A 19,572-nucleotide genomic window follows, 5' to 3' on the forward strand; every position below is an offset into this window, starting at 1 on the left:
AGTTTAATGCCAATACATAGACAGGATCTTAAGAGCTAACTTCTTATTAAATAATGAAATTTAGATAGAAAAAGGCTTCATTTATGATCAGATAATCGTTGCTAAACAAACGACAGAACCATATATGTTCCTAGCGTTATTTGTAACGCTTCGCTTTATACTGAGGATGCATCAAGTTTTCAACAGAGAAGATGTCATCAAGCGCTTCTTCGGTTAATAAATCGCGCTCTAGAGCCACCTCACGAACTTTTTTACCTGTCTCTGCACAGATCTTACCGATAATGTCACCCTCGTGGTGGCCAATGTATGGATTTAGGTAAGTGACGATACCGATAGAGTTGAATACGTGTGATTCACAGACTTCTTTGTTTACTGTAATGCCGTCTACACACTTGTCGCGTAGGTTCACACAAGCGTTTGTTAGGATGTCTAGAGACTCAAACATACTTTGTGCAATAACAGGTTCCATGACGTTCAGTTGCAGTTGGCCACCTTCCGCAGCGAAAGAGATTGTGTTGTCGTTACCTAGAACCTTAAAGCAAACTTGATTGACTACTTCAGGAACAACGGGGTTTACCTTAGCTGGCATGATTGAAGAGCCTGCTTGCAGTTCAGGAAGGTTGAGTTCATTAAGGCCTGCACGTGGGCCAGAAGAAAGCAGGCGTAAATCGTTACAAATTTTAGACAGTTTCACCGCGAGACGTTTAAGTGCGCCGTGTGTCATTACGTATGCGCCACAGTCAGAGGTTGCTTCGATTAAATCTTCAGCCGCAACACACTTGAGGCCGGTTACTTCTGCTAGGTGCTTAACGGCGAGACCTTGGTAACCCGGTGCTGCATTTAGACCCGTACCGATAGCGGTTGCACCTAGGTTTACTTCAAGTAGTAGTTTTGAGGTATATTCTAGGTTTTTGATTTCTTCATTGATGGTGACAGCCCAAGCGTGGAATTCTTGGCCAACCGTCATTGGAACGGCGTCTTGAAGCTGAGTGCGCCCCATTTTCAAAATGGTGTTGAATTCTTGGCTCTTAACTTCGAATGCACCTTTTAGGTATTCAATCGCCTCAATCAGTTTACGAACGCTGTTGTAAACAGAGATACGGAAGCCAGTTGGGTATGCACAGTTTGTCGATTGGCTGCGGTTTACATGGTCATTTGGGTTGATAAACTTGTATTGGCCTTTTTCTTTGCCCATAAGTTCAAGTGCTACGTTCGCAACAACCTCGTTCGCGTTCATGTTTACAGACGTACCAGCCCCACCTTGGAAAACGTCTGATGGGAACTGATCCATGCACTTACCTGTATCTAGAATTAGGTCACAAGCTTCGATGATGTATTTAGCCACTTCGCTAGGAATGACACCTAATTCTTTATTTGCTAAAGCCGCCGCTTTCTTAGTCATTACCATACCGCGAACGAATTCAGGTACATCTGAGATCGTGACATTTGAGATATTGAAGTTTTCAACTGCGCGCAGAGTGTGGATGCCGTAGTAAGCATCGGCTGGAATATAACGTTGACCTAATAGATCTTCTTCAAGGCGAGTAGTTTGAGGTGTTTCAACGTGAGCTTCTGGTTGCGTAGCCATAACAGGATCCTTAGAGAATTATTCTGATAACATAGTGAGTTACAACGCCCTATACCTGATTTTACCAAGCTGTTATTTTCACATAATATAGCCAAATATTGCGTCGTAATCGGTTTAGTTACCTTTGTGTAAATATTATAGAAAAGCAAAGTGAGTGAGCCTTTAGGGCTCCTAGTCAGCAACGGCTTATCACATGCTTAAAATGTTCAGGCGATGCTGGTTGATAACTAGGGCCTACAAGTTTAATTGCGAACAATATTAGTCGCGCTCAATCGCAAATGGAGACCAGGCCTGACGCGTTGGCATTACCTCTACACGGTTGATGTTGATGTGATTCGGTAGTGACGCAATGTAGAACATCTGCTCTGCAATATCTTCGGCACTAAGTGGAGTAGTACCTTGATATAAATTATCAGAAGCACTTTGATCGCCTTTAGTGCGTACTAGCGTGAACTCGGTTTCTGCAATGCCTGGCGAGAGATCAGTAACGCGCACTCCAGTACCTTGTAAATCACATCTTAGGTTGTAACTGAACTGCTTAACAAATGCCTTGCTCGCCCCATATACGTGGCTTCCAGGGTAGGGCCATTGACCTGCAATTGAGCCCACATTGATGATGGTTGCGCCTGCGCCTGTTTTGATGAGGGTGGGTAATAGAGCATGGGTAACATTGACTAAACCTGTTACATTGGTATCGATCATGGTATGCCAGTCGGCTAACTCAACCTCTGGAGCACCTTGTGACGCAAGGGCTAAGCCTGCATTGTTAACGAGAGCAGTTACGGCTGAAAACTCATCTGGCAGAGCGTCTACCGCCTGTTTTACTGCGTCAGCATCACGAACGTCCAATTGCATGACGTGTACAGGCACAGACAGTGCTTCTTTCAGATCAAGCAATCGCTCAATACGACGACCAGATAACACCAATGACCATCCTTCTTGTGCAAATCTGTGTGCGGCGGCCTTGCCAAAACCGGAGGTTGCGCCAGTGATAAATGCGATTTTTTTCATTCTGAGTTCCTTCTTAAAATACGATGATGAGTAGTGCCAACATTACGAGAATGGGCGCTATTGTTTTTCTTGGTGATGGGTCTGGATATTTGCTAAATAGCTTTTTGCCGACTATGTTGCCAATGACCGCGGCGGGAAAAAGCAATAAGCTAAAGTGGATAGACTCTGCTGAAATGGCATCCACATACAGCAGTCCAATTAGCGATGCCAATGAGCTGAAGATAAAAAATATAATGGCAGTCGCCCTTAATTCGCGAGCATTTAGGGATAGATTCAAAAGGTATAACACCAGTGGCGGTCCTCCTGCTGAGGCTGTTGTCATACTAAACCCTGATATGGCGCCAGCGAGCAATGCATAGCGCTGATTCAGCCAAGACACCTTTAGGTTCAGCATAATCAAAGTACCCGCAATAAAAGAGAAGCCCGCAATCATCATCTTTAGTTGATGGGCAGAAATCTGAGAGATAAACAACAGAGAAATAGGGATTGCCCCTAACATACCTACGGTGAGTAGAGCCAACAGTCGTTTATTGATTTGTCGTTTGATCCCTGGAAGTAAGCAAAGGCTACTCAGGAGATCTAGGGTAAGGGCAATAGCAATAGACTCAAAAGGAGAATAAATAAAGCTGAGACACAAAGCTGTGATAATGGCAAAGCCAAAGCCACTGTAGCCTCTTATCATTCCGGCAAAGAATACAAATACTGCCGCTAATCCCATTTTAAATTCCATTCTCAATCGTTGATGACATCAATGTAATCAGGCATTCGATTTCGCTATAGAGCCAGTTTTTAAGATTATCTGTGGCAGAGGCTACAACATCGCCTGACCCATAGTTTTTTTTAAACTGACCCTACGCCTATCCCTACGTTTATCGACAAGATACCTCTACATCAACAGCACAACTTAGAGTTCGCATAGGAGAAATTAAATGAATGGATTTGCACCCGAGATATCAAATCAATACGTCGTGGATCTCGACAAACATGTATTTCACTCTTGGTCTGTACAAGAGTCAGCGCCACCTATCGCGATAGCGAGCGCGCAAGGGTGCAGTTTGTGGGATTTTGAAGGAAAGCAATACCTTGATTTTAGTAGCCAGCTAGTCAATACCAATATTGGTCAACAACATCCTAAGGTGATTGATGCTATCAAGGCTCAAGCAGAAACTTTAGTTACCATCGCTCCTGCTACCGCAAACGTGACTCGCGGCGAAGCGGCGAAGCGTATTCTAGATAGAGCCCCTGATAATTTTAAAAAAGTGTTTTTTACCAATGCTGGAGCTGACGCCAATGAGAATGCTATTCGTATGGCTAGACAGTTTACGGGTCGAGACAAAGTGCTCTCAGCTTACCGTTCATATCATGGTAATACGGGATCAGCGATTGCGGCTACTGGTGATTTTCGCCGTGTGCCCAATGAATACAGCCGCGGGCATGTGCACTTTTTTAATCCCTATCTGTATCGCACCGAGTTTAATGCGCAAACAGAGCAGCAAGAGTGTGAGCGAGCATTGCAGCACCTTAAACGCGTCATTGAATGTGAAGGACCCAATGCGATAGCTGCAATTATTCTAGAAACCATTCCGGGAACAGCAGGCTTTTTATTGCCACCTGAGGGTTATCTGCAAGGCGTACGAGAACTTGCCACAGAGCATGGCATACAACTTATCTTTGATGAGGTTATGGTGGGATTTGGTCGTACTGGCCGTTGGTTCGCGTTTGAGCATTTCAATGTCGTACCCGATCTTATTACCTTTGCTAAAGGGGTTAACTCAGGATATGTACCTGCTGGTGGCGTTGTGGTCAGCGAACCGATTTCAGAATACTTCAAGAGTAATTTCTTCATGGGAGGCCTAACCTATTCAGGTCATCCGTTAGCGATGTCAGCGATTGTTGCTACCCTAGATGCAATGGAAGAAGAAGGCATTGTTCGCTATGCCGATGAGGTCGGAAATAATGTTCTGGGGCCGGCGCTCATTGAACTGATGGAGAAGCATGAAATCATAGGTGATATTCGCGGTAAAGGCATGTTTTGGGCGTTAGAGCTAGTTGAAAGCAGAGCTACCCGTGAGCCATTGAGCAACAGCAAAATTGCATCAATGAAGTCTAAATTTGCAGAGAAAGGACTACTGACCTTTATCGTGAACAATCGTATTCATGTCGCGCCACCATTGATCATCAAACCAAATGAAATTGCTCAGGGTGTGGCAATTATTAGTCAAGTATTGGCTGAGTTTGATTAATCTTTTTTGGAACCCTTAGCCCAGAAAAAGCAGTCAAAAAAACGCCAAGACAATTGTCTTGGCGTTGGCGCATTCAATCAAACTTAATACGGTGTGAGGTTAACCCTGTATCACTCTTGCAAGTTGCTCAATTCCTGGGGTGATTAGCGCCTTATCTATGGCATGAAACCCAAGCCTAAAGTAGGTATTGGTTTCTGGATGAGATTGCTGGTTGTCCATAAAGTGAGAGTAGCCGGTCTCTATTAGCACACCGTGTGATGAGGCTCGAGAGGCAAGTCGTTGACTGCTGATTTTATCTGGGGTTTCAAGCCACAAAGCGTTGCTGTAGTTGTTCTTTGCCAGTCGTGCGCAGTCAGGAAGGTAGTGCTCAACGGCATCATTAATGGTTTGCCAGCGCTGACGAGTATTATTTTTAAAGCGACGAAGAAAGCTGTCGTAGTACCCTTGTGAGATAAAGTGTGCCATTTCCATCTGTACCCGGCTTGGTGGGTGACGATACATTAGACGGCGTAATGTACGAAGCTCGTAGATTAACTCTTCAGGTGCCACTATGTAGCCTAGGCGTAATCCGGGAGCAAGTATTTTAGAGAAGCTACTAACGTAGATAACGCGATTGTCTTTATCTAACGCTTTGAGTGCAGGTAGAGGTGCCCACTCAGAATTACTATCCGAGTCATAATCATCTTCAATAATGATGCCATCGTTGGCTCTCGCCTGTTGCAGTAGCTCATCACGTCGTGCCTTACTCATGGTTACCCCAGTTGGCGCCTGATGGCTAGGGGTGACATAGAAGTAATCACACATGGAAGAGAGCTCATTCAACTTCAAGCCATCTTCATCGACAGCATGCGGGTGTAGCTGCGCGCCAGCTAAACCAAAGATATTGTTCGCTTCTTTATAGCCCGGGTTTTCAACTCCGACACGAGTTTTTTTGTCCATTAAAAGTTGTGACACGAGGTACAAGGCATTTTGAGAGCCAATAGTGATCAGTATTTCATCACTCTTGGCGTGGATGCCTCGTTGAGGTAGTACTCGTGTGCGTATCTGCTCTACAAGCAATTCAACGTCTTTATCTACCTTGTCACAAAGCCAACTATGGTCGTGCGGGTCGGCAATGACCTTGCGTGCCGATTCTCGCCATTGAGATAATGGGAAGTCGTTAATACTAGGCTGCCCATAAATGAAGGGATATTGATAGCAACTCCAATGTGATGGCTTAACAATACGAGGAAAGCGTTCGGTAGACACCTTTAATCGGTTAGCCCAGTTTGGTGCGTTGGCTGGGTTATCTGCCTCAAAATGATCCAACTCATCTTCGACCTCTTGCATTCTTAATCGATATTTTTCAGATAGATAGTAGCCACTTCTTGGCTTGCTGATTAGGTATCCATCATCAGATAAGCCTTCGTAGACTAGAGATACCGTATTACGTGACACCTTTAGCTGGCTAGAGAGCTTACGGCAAGAGGGCAAAGCCTCATCGGCAGAGAACACCCCTTCAAGTATCGCCTTCACTAAGTATTCCCGTACCTGTTCTTGTAGGCTTCTTTTCGAATCGAATTCAATGAAACAGCTGTAATTGATTGCCATATAGCCAACCTCTTTGTGGTTATTATTCATGGTATTTCATTAACTTGTGCAAGAAGTAAGCCAGACTACCTCTTTAGTATTATCTTGTTGTTTTACAAGGCTGTCCCAATCGGTCTACAAAATTGGATCTAACTCACCTCCTTGTCCTGTCTCTAAAGTGAAGGTGTCCACAAATTACAGCAAGGAATGAATTATGAGACAGGGAATGAAACTGAGAAAATGGGTAGCAGTCGCAGCAGTAACGATGACTCTAGGTATGTCGAGTCTGGCACTCGCAGATGGGATTCCATCGTTTGCTAGCAATGGTTTGAAGGTGGCAACAGAAGATAACTACTCTCCATTTAACTTCATTGATCAAGGCAAGGCGAGTGGCATTAATAAGGATCTGTTAGATGAGCTTCGCGCTTATTCTGAGTTTGAGGTTAAGCAAGACATCCTACCTTGGACAGGTTTATTAGCTTCTGTTTCTGCAGGGCAGTATGACTTGGCGTTAACAGGGGCGATTGTGACCGATGCCCGCCTCAAAGCCTTTGATTTCACGCCACCTATTGCTTCGGCACAACATTATTTCGTCGCAAGAGCAAAGGATGACAGCACCAATACGATTGGCGATCTTGACGGTAAAACCGTGGGTTTACAGGCGGGGAGTGCTCTTTTAGAAAGGCTTCCTGAGCTTAAAGAAATGCTTGAGTCACAGGGTAAAGACCTAGGTAAGATCGTTGAGTATCAATCTTATCCAGAGGCTTACGCTGATCTTGCTAATGGCCGAGTGGATTATGTCATCAACAGCGTTGTATCGGTTAATGAAGTCGTCAAAGCTAAATCTAAGGTGTTTAAGAAAGGCGAAGCCGTGTCAGGGCCTGGCTTTGTCAGCTGGCCTGTTCCAAAAGATAACCCTGAGCTGCTTGCGTACCTAACCGAGTTCTTTGCTCACCTAAAGGAGACTGGCCGTTTAGCGCAGCTTCAAGAGAAATGGTTTGGGGAGTCATTTGACGACTTACCTACGGAAGCGATTGTTTCTGTTGAGCAATACCACAAATTGACAGCCGTGCAGTAAAAAACAAAGCAGTAAAACGTCAGTCAATCAGTAGCGACCAAGGTTCAAATAAAGCACACACTGCCTTACCTTAGCCTTAGTCCTACTTTCGAAAATCGTTTAATTATTCAAGCAGACAAGTAGGTGTATATGGATTACTACGCATGGATGCAATTGCTTCAAGGGGCGTGGACAACCGCATGGATATCGATGGTGTCGATTGCGTTAGGGGTTGTTATTGGGCTTGTGATTGCCCTTGTTCGAATGGCTAAGTTACCCATCATTGACCAAGTATTAGGGATATATGTGAGTTGGGCGCGAGCCACTCCGTTAGTGACGTTAGCATTATTTATCTTTCTCTCTTTTCCCTCTTTCGGTATCAATCTCGACAAACACTTTTCTGCCATCTTGTGCTTAACCCTAAACACTTCAGCTTTTAATGCCGAGATATGGAGAAACGCCTTTATTAACTTCTCTAATGGGCAAAAAGAGGCAGCCGAAGCACTTGGCATGCAGAGACTGACTTACTTTAGGCGAATCATGTTCCCGCAGATGGTGATCATGAGTCTTCCTGCGCTAGTGAATGAAATGTCATTTTTGATTAAGGGAAGCCCTGCTATTGCGGTCATTGGTGTTGTTGATTTAACTCGCGTAACCAATCGCATCTCTGCCGTGACTTACGAGCCTTTAGTTCCAATCTTATGTGCAGGTGTCTTGTACATGTTCATCATAGGTGCGCTGATTAAGTTGCAAGAAATAGCCGAACGCAAAGCCGACTATCTAGCGAGCTAATACCATCACATTAAGGAGTAATTATGGCTGAATGGGAAATCATCTGGCAGCAAAAAGACGTATTTATCTCGGGATTTGGCAATACCTTTCTATTATTTATTATTGCCTCTGTAGTGAGTTTTCTACTCGGTATTGCGCTGTTGTATGTTTTGGAAAATGGCACTAAGTGGCTAAAAGGCGGTGTGGTACTCAGCATTAATATTATGCGAACTTTACCATTTTTGATCTTGGCTTATTTGTTGTACTACGGGTTGCCAGAAGTGGGCATTCGCATGGACGCCTTCACCGCAGGACTGGTTTCATTAAGCCTTTATCACGGCACTTATTTTTGTGAAATCTTTCGCGGGATTAGAAAGGGATTAGATTCAGGGTATATAGAAGCAGCCCAAGCCTGTGGCTTTTCTAAGTTTAAAATCTTCACTCGCGTAGTTGTGCCCAATGTGCTGTTTAAATCTGTGCCTTTAATTGCCAATCAACTGATTATCTGCCTAAAGGACACGGCATTCTTGTGCATTATCACGGTAGGAGAGATCACCGCGGCTGCCAATAGCATCCAATCGACTTATTTTATCCCGCTCAATGCGTTTATTGTCGCCATCGCACTGTACTGGCTGATCAGTATTGTCGTTGAACAGATCACTAAAATTACGCTCAACAAAGTTCAGGAAAGAGGGCTAAGCCATGCTTAATCAAACGTTAGAAACCAAAACCGTTGAATCCTATGAAGAGGTTGCGGCCGTTGTTGAACTGCCCGTTAAACACTCTGAACCAGCCGTTGTCAGTGATGCAGAAGATATCGTGAAGGTGGTGAACCTATCTAAGCAATTTGATGGCATAGAGGTGTTAAGAGATATTAATTTAACCATTAAGAAAGGGGAGGTGGTGAGCATCCTTGGCTCTTCAGGCTCGGGAAAATCAACGCTTCTGCGCTGTATGAACTGGCTTGAACAACCTGAGCGCGGCACGATTCACCTTGGCGATGAACGTATAGGCATTTGTCCTCAAACCAATAAGCCTCTTAAGTATCGTGACTTGGCAAAGATGCGTGAGCGAATCGGCATGGTCTTTCAAGGGTTTAACCTATGGCCACACCTCACTGTACTTAAGAACGTGATGGAAGCCTTATTGCACGTTAAGAAAATGTCGAAGACTGAGGCTGAAGCCATTGCTAAAGAGCAATTAGAAAAAGTAGGTATGTCACACAAGCTCGATAGCTACCCAAGCATGCTCTCTGGTGGTCAAAAACAACGTGTTGCTATTGCTCGTGCTCTTGCGATGGAGCCAGAGGTTTTATTGTTTGATGAACCAACATCAGCGCTTGATCCTGAGCTGGTGGATGAGGTTCTGTTAGTGATGCAAAAACTGTCAAAAGAGGGCTATACCATGGTGGTGGTCACGCACGAAATGGAGTTTGCGCGAAATGTATCAAGCCAGGTAGTGTTTCTTGAAAAGGGCATCTTAATAGAAAAGAATCCACCAGAGAAATTCTTTACCAACCCTGATTCACCAAGGGTTAGGCAGTTCTTGAAATTGGATTAGTTTAAAGAGGCTAGTAGCTCAATCTACTAGCCTTTTGGAAGAGCGGTAAAAAGATGTTGAACCATGCGCTATAAGATCATGCCCTATGATATTTGGACCGTGTCACGAATGAGCATAAAAGGTGCTTTACGACCCTTTCAGGGAAAGAGGTTTCGTAATCTTAACCTGAGTAAATGGCTTCGCGATGATGCGTCATAGTAATAACAGGTATCGAAGAGTGTAATGAGTTTTCATAGACAGGATATTAAGAGCTACCTATTATTTAGGAAGAAAAAAGGCCTCACATATGATCAGATAATCGTCGCCAAACACGTAAACCGCATGAACATCACCGTTATGCAAGAGACTGTCCTAAATTCTGTGTAACTGCTTACATTTAATGTTGTAATGGCTAAGGAAAGGCAACATGGATAAGAAAGCACTTGAAGCTTTTGCTAAAGAAGCAGCAAAAGGAATTAAACGCCCAGAAGATTTAACCGAATTCAGCCAGATGCTTAAAAAGATCACTGTTGAAGCCGCTCTCAATGCTGAAATGGATTAGCATCTTGTCTACGAAAACACCAACAATCCAAATCAAGAAACAGCCGTAACGGAAAGAGCAGCAAGCGGATCAAAACCGAAGATGGGGAGTTCGAACTCGATACACCTCGTGATCGCAATGGCTCTTTCGAGCCTAAGCTCGTTAAAAAACACCAATCTCGATTTACATCTATGGACGATAAGATTCTGAGGCTCTATGTACAAGGCATAAGCACGCGTGACATCGTCAATGCCTTTGAGTAATGGTACGGTGCTGAGATTTCACCGAGTCTCGTTTTGCGAGTGACAAACGCCGTCATCGATGAAATTGTTGAGTGTCAGTCCCGTCCGCTTGATGTCCTTTACCCCACCAACCGATGATATGTCGGATTTAATGCCCTGAAGCTTTGAAATCGGTGGGTGAAGTTTGCATAGGCTTCACTGCTTTATTGAGCGTTTACGTTGTTATGGATAGAAGGCATAAAAAAGGAGTTACCAATGGCAACTCCTAATATATTCAACAACTCAGTGTGATTAGAAATGTACTAATCAACCAGTGAGTGATTAAAACGTAACTTTAGCACCTAACATGCCTTTAAGCTCTTCGTTCAATGTGAACGCTTTGCTTACACCAACATAAGTTTTGAAGTATTCAGTGGCTTGATAACCGAGATCAAGTGCCGCTTTGGTGCTGTTATCAGATTGAGAGTCAAACTTAACGCTGGTGAAGGTACCAGCAAGAGATAACTTATCAGTAAATGCGTAAGAAGACGCTAATTCGTAACCGTTAAAGTCATCACCGAACTTAGTACCGTTAACATATAATCCACCCACGTAAAGAGAGTCAGTGATATTTGAACCTAAGCTCAATAGCATGCTATCACTGTCTTTGAATGTACCGTTGTGAATTTCTTTAGCGTAACCAGCACCAGCATTTAGGAAACCAAAGTCGTAGCTAGCCGAAAGGGCATAGCCGTAATGGGCTGTTGTTGTGTTACCAACGTTATCTTTAACACCTTGACCACCACCATTAAATGACGCATTGACAGTTAAAGCATCGTAGCTACCAATATAAAGGAACTGGTTGTCAGCACGGTATGCTGTGGTTTCTGCGTTAGACGCTTCTGCGCCGTAAGTGTTTAGGATATCTGTGTAGTTAACGATTTGATAAAGTGCACCATCGGTTTTACCGAATTGCACTTCGTTATTGTCATTCCCTACGGCAACATAAAGATAACGAGTTTCGTTTGATTCTGTTTTAGTAAATTCTTTTTCTACATAGCCACGAGCAAATACATCATCAGTGATTTGAGTTCTTGCTTGAATGTTAAGACGAGCGCGAGAAATGTCGTCTTGTTTTTGAATACTTTTATCTTTGCCTTGATCAGAGAATTCACTGCGAGCTTCAACTCGACCACCTACAGAAAGTGAAAGTGCATCACCTTTGTATATCTCATGAGCATTTGCACTTGCAGCAAAGACTGAAGCAATAGCGATAGTCGTTAGGGTCAATGTTTTCATGTATTAATTCCTTAAATTCCAGCACGTAAATGTTCGTGATAGCTGAAATAAAGGTTATATATATTGTTGTTGTGATATAAGACGGAATAATAAGAAGTTATCTTTTGATTTTAATAATCAACTGAACCTTTAGCGGTGTGTTTCATATGAGATTTGAATATCTTCACAAATAGGCTGAAATAATGTTCTCGAATTCAATAAATAAAGTATTACGTTTATTTATTGAATCGTGTTGCGCGCACATTAAATATTCCAGAAATGAATAAAAATCCAAGATTAAGTGAGGTGTCAACAAATAATGATATGATTTTTTCGCCCACATATGTTAACCACACATTTTATCATTAACTTTTTCTGCCGATACGGTATTAAAAAGGAGGCATATAATGTTGTAGTGGGAACACTATATGCCAGTGAGAATGAGTTTGTTGACTGCGCTAGTCAAATTATTGTTTATTAAGTACTTTATTGGGGTCTTGCTCATTCGATCTATAGAGCATTTTTCTCGCGCTGTAGTTTAATGGCACATTCTTGGTCAATAACTTGTCTAGCATCATTGAACCCTGTGCTAGGGAAGGTAGCAATAGTCCCTATATCTGATTGAATGATGACAGGGGATTGTGTAGCAAACTGTTTAAGTAAAAATTCACGACCTTCACTGTTTTTTGCGCGGTACATGCGCGCATTAGCATTGGCTTTACTGACGAATTTAAAGTGAACATCTTGACCATTTACGTTAAAAATACCGCTAATTCTATTGCCATAAAAAGGCCCTGTAATAAATAATGTCCCTTGGCAGGTCGTTGGATCGGTGCTGTATCTTGCAACTAAGTTAGTGTCGCCTTTATGTGAGCGGTCATTCCAACCTATATTGTTGACTAAACCATTGCCGTGATAGCTCCATTGTTCACTGGCTAGCCAAGCGATCTTTTCATCTGAAAAGGTTGTGTTAGTTGTGGGCGCTTCTAATACTGCACCAGATGTGGATTGACTCGCATCAGTAGGGGAATGGGTGGCTGCACAGCCTTGAATTAACAGTAATAATGAGCCAAGTAGCAGTGACTTGTTGCGCATGGTGTCATCCTTGATGAAGATTAATATGGAATAAGATTAATAATAATGCTTTATCTTATGGAGAAGGTTATGGGAGTGTCTGTTTTTATTTAGCGTTGAGTGTGTTTTTTGTCAGGGGACGGTAAAGGTAGGATGGCGTTGTCAATAACGAATAATGGTGGAGCGTTTATGACTGTTTTATTGAGCGCCCATGTTCACCCTTGAGCACAAGCCTTGCTTTGACTACAATACCCCATCTATCCTTTATATATTTCAGGTCATGAATATGAGCGACACTAACGCAAAGCCAACACTACCGGATCATCTTTCGGGTAACCCACGTAGCCCACACTTTGTAGAAGAGTGCTTTCATCATCAAATAGGCATTCGCCTTAATGGTAAAGAAAGAAAAGATGTTGAAGAGTACTGTGTCAGTGAAGGCTGGGTGAAAATTCCGTCGCCAAAAGCCCTTGACCGTCGTGGTCAGCCAATTTTGATTACTTTAAAAGGTACGGTAGAAGCTTACTATATCTAAAACCGTCCCATCTTTTAGATACAATAAATGCGATTAATCAATAACGCACAATATCATCTTTGCTATTGTGCGTTTTATTTTTTGCGCGACTAGCATAGAACATGTCACCCATATTGACGATGTTATTATTACTTTAGAGGATTGCACTTGAGCACTTTGTTTACACCTGCACGCATTGGCAACATGACCCTAAAAAACCGTTTTGTTCGTAGTGCAACATGGGAAAATATGGCCACTGAAGAAGGCTATATGACCGACAAACTTTATGACATCTATGAAGAACTGGCAAAGGGTGAGGTGGGTCTTATCGTTACCGGTTATGCCAACATAGTCGCAGATGAAAAACCCAATGCGGGAATGATGGGTATATATAACGATACCTTTATTGATGGCTATAAAAAATTGACGGATTTGGTGCATGGCTATGGCTCGAAAATTGTCAAACAAATTGCTTATGGCGGAACAAAAACAACCTATAACTTAGGTGAGCGTACTATATTTTCCCCAAGCGATATCCCTGAAAGAGGCACAAAAACTCAGGGACAAGCCATGACTAAAGATGACATCAACACGATTGTCAGCGCGTTTGCAAATGCGAGTTTACGCGCCAAAAAATCCGGATTTGATGGTGTGGAAATTCACGCTGCACATACTTATTTAATTAATCAATTCTTGAGCCCTTACTACAACCGACGTGATGACGAGTACGGCGGTAGTTTAGAGAACCGCATGCGCTTTCTCTGTGAAATTTATCAAGAAACGCGTCGCTTAGTGGGGGATGACTTTCCCATTTTTGTTAAATTGACGGCCACTGAGTTTTTTGAAGGCGGACAAACCTTTGATGAAACACGCCTTATTTGTAAGAAACTGGAACAGATGGGAGTGGATGCTCTTGTGGTTTCTGGCAATATTCACGGAAAAGCCAGTGAAATGGTAGGTGAGTCTTATGATGGTTATACTTTGCGTCAGGAAGGATATTTTCATGAGTACGGAGATGCCATCAGTAAAGAGGTGAGTGTCCCTGTTATTACTGTTGGCGGACTCAGTGATCTTGCCGCTATCGAATCCATCGCAACCGACACTGGCATTCAATTCTTTGCTTTATCGCGTCCATTACTTGCAGAACCGCAACTGATTAAGCGATGGAAGGAAGGAGATCACGCCCCTGTAGATTGTGAACGTTGCTCTAAGTGTCGAACCCGTCGTGGTAACTTTTGTGTGGTGTTTAAGCGCAGAAAGAAACAACGCTAAACGTTAATGCTCTTTTTTAATCAAGAATGCCCATAGTAAGGTGACTCACTATGGGCATTTTTATTTATATAAGGCGTTGAAAGTTAAAGCTTATATAGGTGAAAGGTATGACTATTCGATAGCTTTTTGAATTGCAGGGCTAATTTGACGTTTACGAGAGAATAGGCCATCAAAAGCGAGTATATCGTTAACTCCAAGTTATATGTACTACTATGGAGTCTTCGAGCAAACAAATGAAACAAGGTCATACTTACTAGAGCCTGAAACTATATTATTCCATTTTACATTATTGTACATAGTAATATTAGCTTTGTTATTTTCTCCATATCCTAAGTCTTGATATCGCCTTTTATTACAGTCAATACGAGTTACTGAATACCCATGATTAGTTGAGCTAATTCGGCTATGAATTGATCGTAAATACTCTCCATCCGACTCTACTGAAACAAGGTAGTATTTTGCACCTTCCGATAAACTCCTAGGTATTTGCTCACCTTCTGGTTTCATATTGGGAGTTGCTGTTTGAGGTGCCGTACTTTCGTCAGAACAAGCAAACAAAGTGCATGTTGTAGTGATAAGTAATAAGGTTTTTATTAATTTCATAATGTCTCCATTTTATATATCTACGTCTCAATAAAGAATAAAAATAGCAGTGCAGGAACAAAACTGGCCGTTTTACCTAAGGTGGGTGCATGCGTATTCACTCTTTGCTGATTAATTGTTGACTGACCTATACATCTGACATAGTCGTTAGGTGGTTTATAATTAATTTTATTGTAAATTTCAATATTCAGGTAAACCCCATCATTTCTTTAAAAATGACAGCAGGTTGCTTGGAGTTAAACCATTGTGATGAAGCTACTTGCTCATACCCGATATTGTATAACCAAGACCAAGCGCCTCTTTAACGTAGGCGACAATTTGATGAGTGTGAGAATAGGTTTTCTCAGTTAAATGCTCAATAAGTTACTCCGTCTGGGTAGCAGAAAGTTTGCTTTGGCTGCCCCCATTTTCAGGCTACAGTGAATTCATGGATACGAAGAGTTTGAGAAATCATAGTCTGACTCCAACCTTCAGAAGCAAGTAATACCGCTTTTATATGGTCACGCACTCGACCACCACTATTAGAGTCGTGTATCTGTTCGAGTTGCTGCTTCTGTTGAGGAGTCAATGTGATTTTTAGCAAAATCAAGTAGCTTCAATGTTCACGAGTATATATTAAAAAACAGCAGATTGGAGCTTGGTATAAGATTTACTATCTGTTGTGGCTAATAATTTCCTACCATCCTTAAATTTAGCTATAAAAGTGATGTCTTTCTTTTTCCCACCTAATAATAGACCTGCTAATAACCCCGCAGGACCAAGAGCCAAAGCTCCTACTGTTCCCCACCCAATAGTACCGGCCATTTTTTTTACGTTTTCTTCTGATGCCACATCAACACTTTCTAATTGGTAAATCAAAATAGTTTCGCCTATTATATTGTGCTTATCAGTTTTAAGTGTTAGAGCATTAAAACTTAATACCCCATCACCCTCAAGAAAATCACCAGCATGAACTTTAATTTTTGCCATAAAACGATCCTTAAAATATTAAATTTAAATATTACAAACTTATGATTAGATATTAACTATATAATCATAAGTTTAAAGTAGAGCAACTCTCAGCATACTAAACTAATCGACTATTTATTTACAATAAAGGCATAACTTAAAACAGATCAATCCCACAAAAATCAAACATAACTACCTAATTAAGGTTAGTATTGAGCGCCACTTTAAGTACCCTTTTTCTACATTGTCTACCCACCATAGATTGGCACGTTTGTGTTGAGTATCTGTGATAGAGAAGAAGAGGTCATCTAAACCCTGGGCTTACTTGTATTGCTATATGGCTTTATGGAACTCATCTTTATGCTTAATGAGTTGATCTGCGGTCAGCGTTTCTGCCACACCAATGCCCATTTTTTTACCACCAAATTCAACGTTGTTGTAATCCATAGTAAGGATATTCAATGCAGAAAGATGGCTCAGATCCGATTTTGCAATAAGCATTTGCTGACCAAAATCATTGATGTCATTAAACCCTGCAATTTTTGCTAGTTTGTTAGCAAAACTAAATTGGCTTGGAGTCCTATGATTTTTGTCAGAAATTGTATTAATCAACTGTGTTTAGTGCTTGATTTAATCCCGGTCTATGTATTTTCAGGCATCGCGGTATTATTTATAGATATTTTATGAAATAGTTACTATATTTCAAATGGTTACATATAAAACTGATAGGGGAATTAGATGGTGGATATCCATCAAATAACAACGTTTTTAGGTTGGTGCAGTATTATTAATATTGGCCTGTTGGTATTGGCAACGCTATTTCTCTATAGGTTTAAAGAGTTTGCCGTGCAATTTCATAGCAAACTGACTGCGGTGAGCCCAGCACAGCTGCCTAGCTTGTATTTTTCATACTTAGCCCATTACAAAATCGCAATATTGCTGTTCAATTTGACCCCTTATATGGCATTGAAACTGATGTTTTAGCAGGCGATATGAATGACTAGGATTTCGATTTTGGTGAGGGAAAGCCGCATTTAGATATGCGCTCGAGTAATATCACTTATCAATACTAATGATTTTATTTGTTGTCTAAAACCTACCTATACTTATTGCATAGGAATTATCGAACAGACACTAACAACTTCAATTTATAGAGAATATGATGAAAAAATTAGTACTAGCTACAGTTATTGCATTGAGTGTTTCTTCTGGTGTTACCCTTGCAGCAGATACGGCAACTCAACATTTTATTCCCGTTACAGAGGCCAACTTTGCTCATGCAGAAACGGCCCGTATGTACCGAAATTGGATGAAAGCCGGAGCAAACCAGCAGTTTGCTATTTTAGAAAATTTACCTCCGCGTGGTAATAAAGCGCCAACGGTGCAAATGAATGACGACACCCTATATGCTGTGGCAATTTTGCATGCGGTAGAGGGCAAAGTTACCTTTCAAATCCCTAAAACGGATAACTACTTATCTGTGCAAGTGATTACTGAAAATGGACACGGTGAGTATTTAATCGTGGAAGACGGTGTGCATACCGTTAAGGTCACTGATACGAAAACGGCATTTCTAATTTATCGTTCAGGTCTTGAAAATGGCATTGAGCAAGCTAGAGAATCATTGCACTCAGTGGATGTTTCCTTGTTCGATTTTGCCACAGATTATGTATTGCCAAAATATAACTTCGAAGAAGTAGACAAAGAGGTTTGGAAACGTAAACGCATAGTGGATGGCATAGTAGAAGAGACGGGTAAGTTTACTTACACATTTCCTCGCACACCAAGTGAAGTCACCGATCTACAGCAATGGAACTTAGAGAATGCCGCGGGTTGGGGCGGGGCATCACCTGTGGCCAATGAGGGTAATAAGTATGTGAACTCTCCATTTATTCACGCAGATAAATGTGTCACTACCACGTTTGAAGACCCTAAAAATACCTTTTTTACTTCGGTAACCGCGTATGACGCAGAGAAGTACCTGATTGAAGGCGCTGTAGCTGTAAACTCATATACATGGGACAAGAATAAAGATGGGACAGTGACCATCTCATTTAACTGTGGTGATGATGCTATCAACAATATCGACACATCAGCGTATAAAGGGGATTTTACCATTACCACACGACACTACGGCGCTACTCAGCAAGTGATTGATTCAGAATATGATCTAATCATTAAACAGTTAAAAGAGCAAAACGGTTGATGTAAAAATTGTCGATATGCAAAGCAAAGTTTGCTTAGAAGAAAACAAAGGGCTCGCAATTTGCGAGCCCTTTGTTTTAATGAGGCACAGTTATATTCAACGCTTTGGTTAAAGTTTAGCGAACGGCGTGACCGAGGTTATTTATTGACCACGACTGTATTACGCATCTTCCTAGTTTAGTTCCATATTAAAGGGGTGGATTGCCGTAAAACATGAAACTGCAGGTGTTGGGATCATCTGGACACAAGATTATACGTTTTATGCATAATCGTAACGGCTTAAAGAACGAACAATTATCTTTGGGGTAAATATTAATAGTCTGATCTTGTCTTGGGGCATTTTTGGGGCATTATAGGGCGTTTTTTCCATGTATGGTAAAATCAGAGCACGGCCTGAGCGTAGTTTGGACATAAAAAAAGGCACTCATAATGAGTGCCTTAATCTTGTGTTTGCTCAGTTACTTTTTACGACAAAATTCGCAACGTAACCACATAGATTGACCGTCTACTTTACCTGAGAATAATTCGACGTCATCCTGCGCAAGGCTGATGTTTCTTACCATTGTGCCTATTTTAACGACCATTGAAGACCCCTTAACAGGGAGGTCTTTGATGATGGTTACCGTGTCGCCTTTGGCTAGTGGAGCACCGTGGCAATCGACGTGTTTTTTACCGTCGTTTTCCATGCCAGTCTCAGCCCAAAGCTTAGTTTCTTCTTCCATGTACATCATATCTAGAAGGTCTTGTGCCCAACCTTCGCTACGTGCAAGGCGAGTAAGTTGACGCCATGCTAGCACTTGCACTGGAGCTTCTTGGCTCCACATGCTGTCGTTTAGGCAACGCCAATGGTTCACATCCATTTGATCTGCGTCTTCAACTTGAGTGCGGCAGGTGTCACATAGCAGAGCACCGTGATCAACAGTGGCTTGAGAGTGAGGAGCTACAGCAAAAGTTTGTAGATCGTTTGTTGCGCCGCAAAGTTCGCATTTATCGCCACTACGTTGGCGCAATGTTGATTCAATAGACATGTATTAACCTTGTTTATCTCGTGTAATTGGCGACATTATGCATATTTCGACCCACTAATGAAAGTAGAACCCGATGAATGTCATGGTAACTTGTGTTTGCACCGTGTGCA

General features: G+C 42.0%; 18 protein-coding genes and 3 pseudogenes. 10 read left to right on the forward strand and 11 right to left on the reverse strand.

Annotated elements, in window-relative coordinates; genetic code table 11:
• Positions 1-136 precede the first annotated feature (136 nt).
• The 3 genes from aspA to OCU56_RS13530 form a co-directional block, all read right to left on the reverse strand.
• Positions 137-1,588 (reverse strand): aspartate ammonia-lyase, encoded by a 1,452-nt coding sequence (gene aspA, locus OCU56_RS13520; protein WP_261875269.1) that lies wholly within the window; start codon positions 1,586-1,588, stop codon positions 137-139.
• A 258-nt stretch (positions 1,589-1,846) separates the two neighbouring features.
• Complete coding sequence (locus tag OCU56_RS13525) at positions 1,847-2,599, reverse strand: SDR family NAD(P)-dependent oxidoreductase (protein WP_261875270.1); 753 nt, start codon at positions 2,597-2,599, stop codon at positions 1,847-1,849.
• Positions 2,600-2,612: 13 nt separating this feature from the next.
• The gene (locus OCU56_RS13530; protein WP_315973193.1) at positions 2,613-3,317 is read right to left on the reverse strand and encodes a sulfite exporter TauE/SafE family protein; all 705 of its coding nucleotides are present in this window, start codon (positions 3,315-3,317) and stop codon (positions 2,613-2,615) included.
• A 211-nt stretch (positions 3,318-3,528) separates the two neighbouring features.
• Here OCU56_RS13530 and OCU56_RS13535 point away from each other — a divergent pair, with 211 nt between their 5' ends.
• Positions 3,529-4,842: an aspartate aminotransferase family protein gene (locus tag OCU56_RS13535; RefSeq protein ID WP_261875272.1), complete on the forward strand. Its 1,314-nt coding sequence runs from the start codon at positions 3,529-3,531 to the stop codon at positions 4,840-4,842.
• A gap of 99 nt (positions 4,843-4,941) precedes the next feature.
• On the opposite strand, the gene pdxR is transcribed toward OCU56_RS13535, so the two are convergent.
• Positions 4,942-6,432: a MocR-like pyridoxine biosynthesis transcription factor PdxR gene (pdxR, locus tag OCU56_RS13540; RefSeq protein WP_261875610.1), complete on the reverse strand. Its 1,491-nt coding sequence runs from the start codon at positions 6,430-6,432 to the stop codon at positions 4,942-4,944.
• Positions 6,433-6,625: 193 nt separating this feature from the next.
• Here pdxR and OCU56_RS13545 point away from each other — a divergent pair, with 193 nt between their 5' ends.
• From OCU56_RS13545 to OCU56_RS17565, 5 genes and pseudogenes are all read left to right on the forward strand, one after another.
• Positions 6,626-7,489 (forward strand): transporter substrate-binding domain-containing protein, encoded by an 864-nt coding sequence (locus tag OCU56_RS13545; protein ID WP_261875273.1) that lies wholly within the window; start codon positions 6,626-6,628, stop codon positions 7,487-7,489.
• Positions 7,490-7,618: 129 nt separating this feature from the next.
• Positions 7,619-8,260, forward strand: a complete 642-nt coding sequence (locus tag OCU56_RS13550) for an amino acid ABC transporter permease (RefSeq protein ID WP_261875274.1) — start codon at positions 7,619-7,621, stop codon at positions 8,258-8,260.
• Positions 8,261-8,283: 23 nt separating this feature from the next.
• The gene (locus tag OCU56_RS13555) at positions 8,284-8,949 is read left to right on the forward strand and encodes an amino acid ABC transporter permease (RefSeq protein ID WP_261875275.1); all 666 of its coding nucleotides are present in this window, start codon (positions 8,284-8,286) and stop codon (positions 8,947-8,949) included.
• Entirely contained in the window at positions 8,942-9,799 is an 858-nt protein-coding gene (locus OCU56_RS13560) for an amino acid ABC transporter ATP-binding protein (RefSeq protein ID WP_315973188.1), read from the forward strand. The genes OCU56_RS13555 and OCU56_RS13560 overlap by 8 nt, the downstream gene beginning before the upstream one ends.
• A gap of 406 nt (positions 9,800-10,205) precedes the next feature.
• A pseudogene (locus OCU56_RS17565) lies at positions 10,206-10,687 on the forward strand (transposase); the annotation flags it as partial.
• 195 nt (positions 10,688-10,882) lie between these two features.
• Here the strand turns inward: OCU56_RS17565 and OCU56_RS13575 are convergent.
• Together OCU56_RS13575 and OCU56_RS13580 are read right to left on the reverse strand one after the other, a co-directional pair.
• Positions 10,883-11,839 (reverse strand): porin, encoded by a 957-nt coding sequence (locus tag OCU56_RS13575; protein WP_261875277.1) that lies wholly within the window; start codon positions 11,837-11,839, stop codon positions 10,883-10,885.
• 489 nt (positions 11,840-12,328) lie between these two features.
• Positions 12,329-12,913 (reverse strand): hypothetical protein, encoded by a 585-nt coding sequence (locus tag OCU56_RS13580; RefSeq protein WP_261875278.1) that lies wholly within the window; start codon positions 12,911-12,913, stop codon positions 12,329-12,331.
• A 259-nt stretch (positions 12,914-13,172) separates the two neighbouring features.
• Here OCU56_RS13580 and OCU56_RS13585 point away from each other — a divergent pair, with 259 nt between their 5' ends.
• Entirely contained in the window at positions 13,173-13,427 is a 255-nt protein-coding gene (locus OCU56_RS13585; RefSeq protein ID WP_261875613.1) for a DUF3297 family protein, read from the forward strand.
• A gap of 147 nt (positions 13,428-13,574) precedes the next feature.
• Complete coding sequence (locus OCU56_RS13590; RefSeq protein WP_261875279.1) at positions 13,575-14,678, forward strand: NADH:flavin oxidoreductase; 1,104 nt, start codon at positions 13,575-13,577, stop codon at positions 14,676-14,678.
• A gap of 210 nt (positions 14,679-14,888) precedes the next feature.
• On the opposite strand, the gene OCU56_RS13595 is transcribed toward OCU56_RS13590, so the two are convergent.
• The 4 genes and pseudogenes from OCU56_RS13595 to OCU56_RS13610 all read right to left on the reverse strand — a co-directional run.
• On the reverse strand, positions 14,889-15,281 hold the full coding sequence (locus OCU56_RS13595; protein WP_261875280.1) for a hypothetical protein: 393 nt from the start codon (positions 15,279-15,281) through the stop codon (positions 14,889-14,891).
• 258 nt (positions 15,282-15,539) lie between these two features.
• Positions 15,540-15,864: pseudogene (locus OCU56_RS13600) on the reverse strand (helix-turn-helix domain-containing protein); the annotation flags it as partial.
• Between the two features lie 32 nt (positions 15,865-15,896).
• Positions 15,897-16,250 (reverse strand): hypothetical protein, encoded by a 354-nt coding sequence (locus tag OCU56_RS13605; protein WP_261875281.1) that lies wholly within the window; start codon positions 16,248-16,250, stop codon positions 15,897-15,899.
• A gap of 201 nt (positions 16,251-16,451) precedes the next feature.
• Positions 16,452-16,790: pseudogene (locus OCU56_RS13610) on the reverse strand (DHHA2 domain-containing protein); the annotation flags it as partial.
• Positions 16,791-16,967: 177 nt separating this feature from the next.
• Here OCU56_RS13610 and OCU56_RS13615 point away from each other — a divergent pair.
• Complete coding sequence (locus OCU56_RS13615; RefSeq protein ID WP_261875282.1) at positions 16,968-17,213, forward strand: DUF6868 family protein; 246 nt, start codon at positions 16,968-16,970, stop codon at positions 17,211-17,213.
• Positions 17,214-17,388: 175 nt separating this feature from the next.
• Positions 17,389-18,435 carry a DUF1254 domain-containing protein gene (locus OCU56_RS13620; RefSeq protein ID WP_261875283.1) on the forward strand — a complete coding sequence of 349 codons (1,047 nt, stop codon included), beginning with the start codon at positions 17,389-17,391 and terminating at the stop codon, positions 18,433-18,435.
• A 457-nt stretch (positions 18,436-18,892) separates the two neighbouring features.
• Here the strand turns inward: OCU56_RS13620 and OCU56_RS13625 are convergent, their stop codons facing one another.
• A complete protein-coding gene (locus tag OCU56_RS13625; RefSeq protein WP_261875284.1) occupies positions 18,893-19,462 on the reverse strand; it encodes a PhnA domain-containing protein in 570 nt (189 codons plus the stop codon).
• Positions 19,463-19,572: the final 110 nt, after the last annotated feature.

It is taken from the genome of Vibrio rarus (assembly GCF_024347075.1).
In the GTDB taxonomy this organism is placed as follows: Bacteria; Pseudomonadota; Gammaproteobacteria; order Enterobacterales; family Vibrionaceae; genus Vibrio; species Vibrio rarus.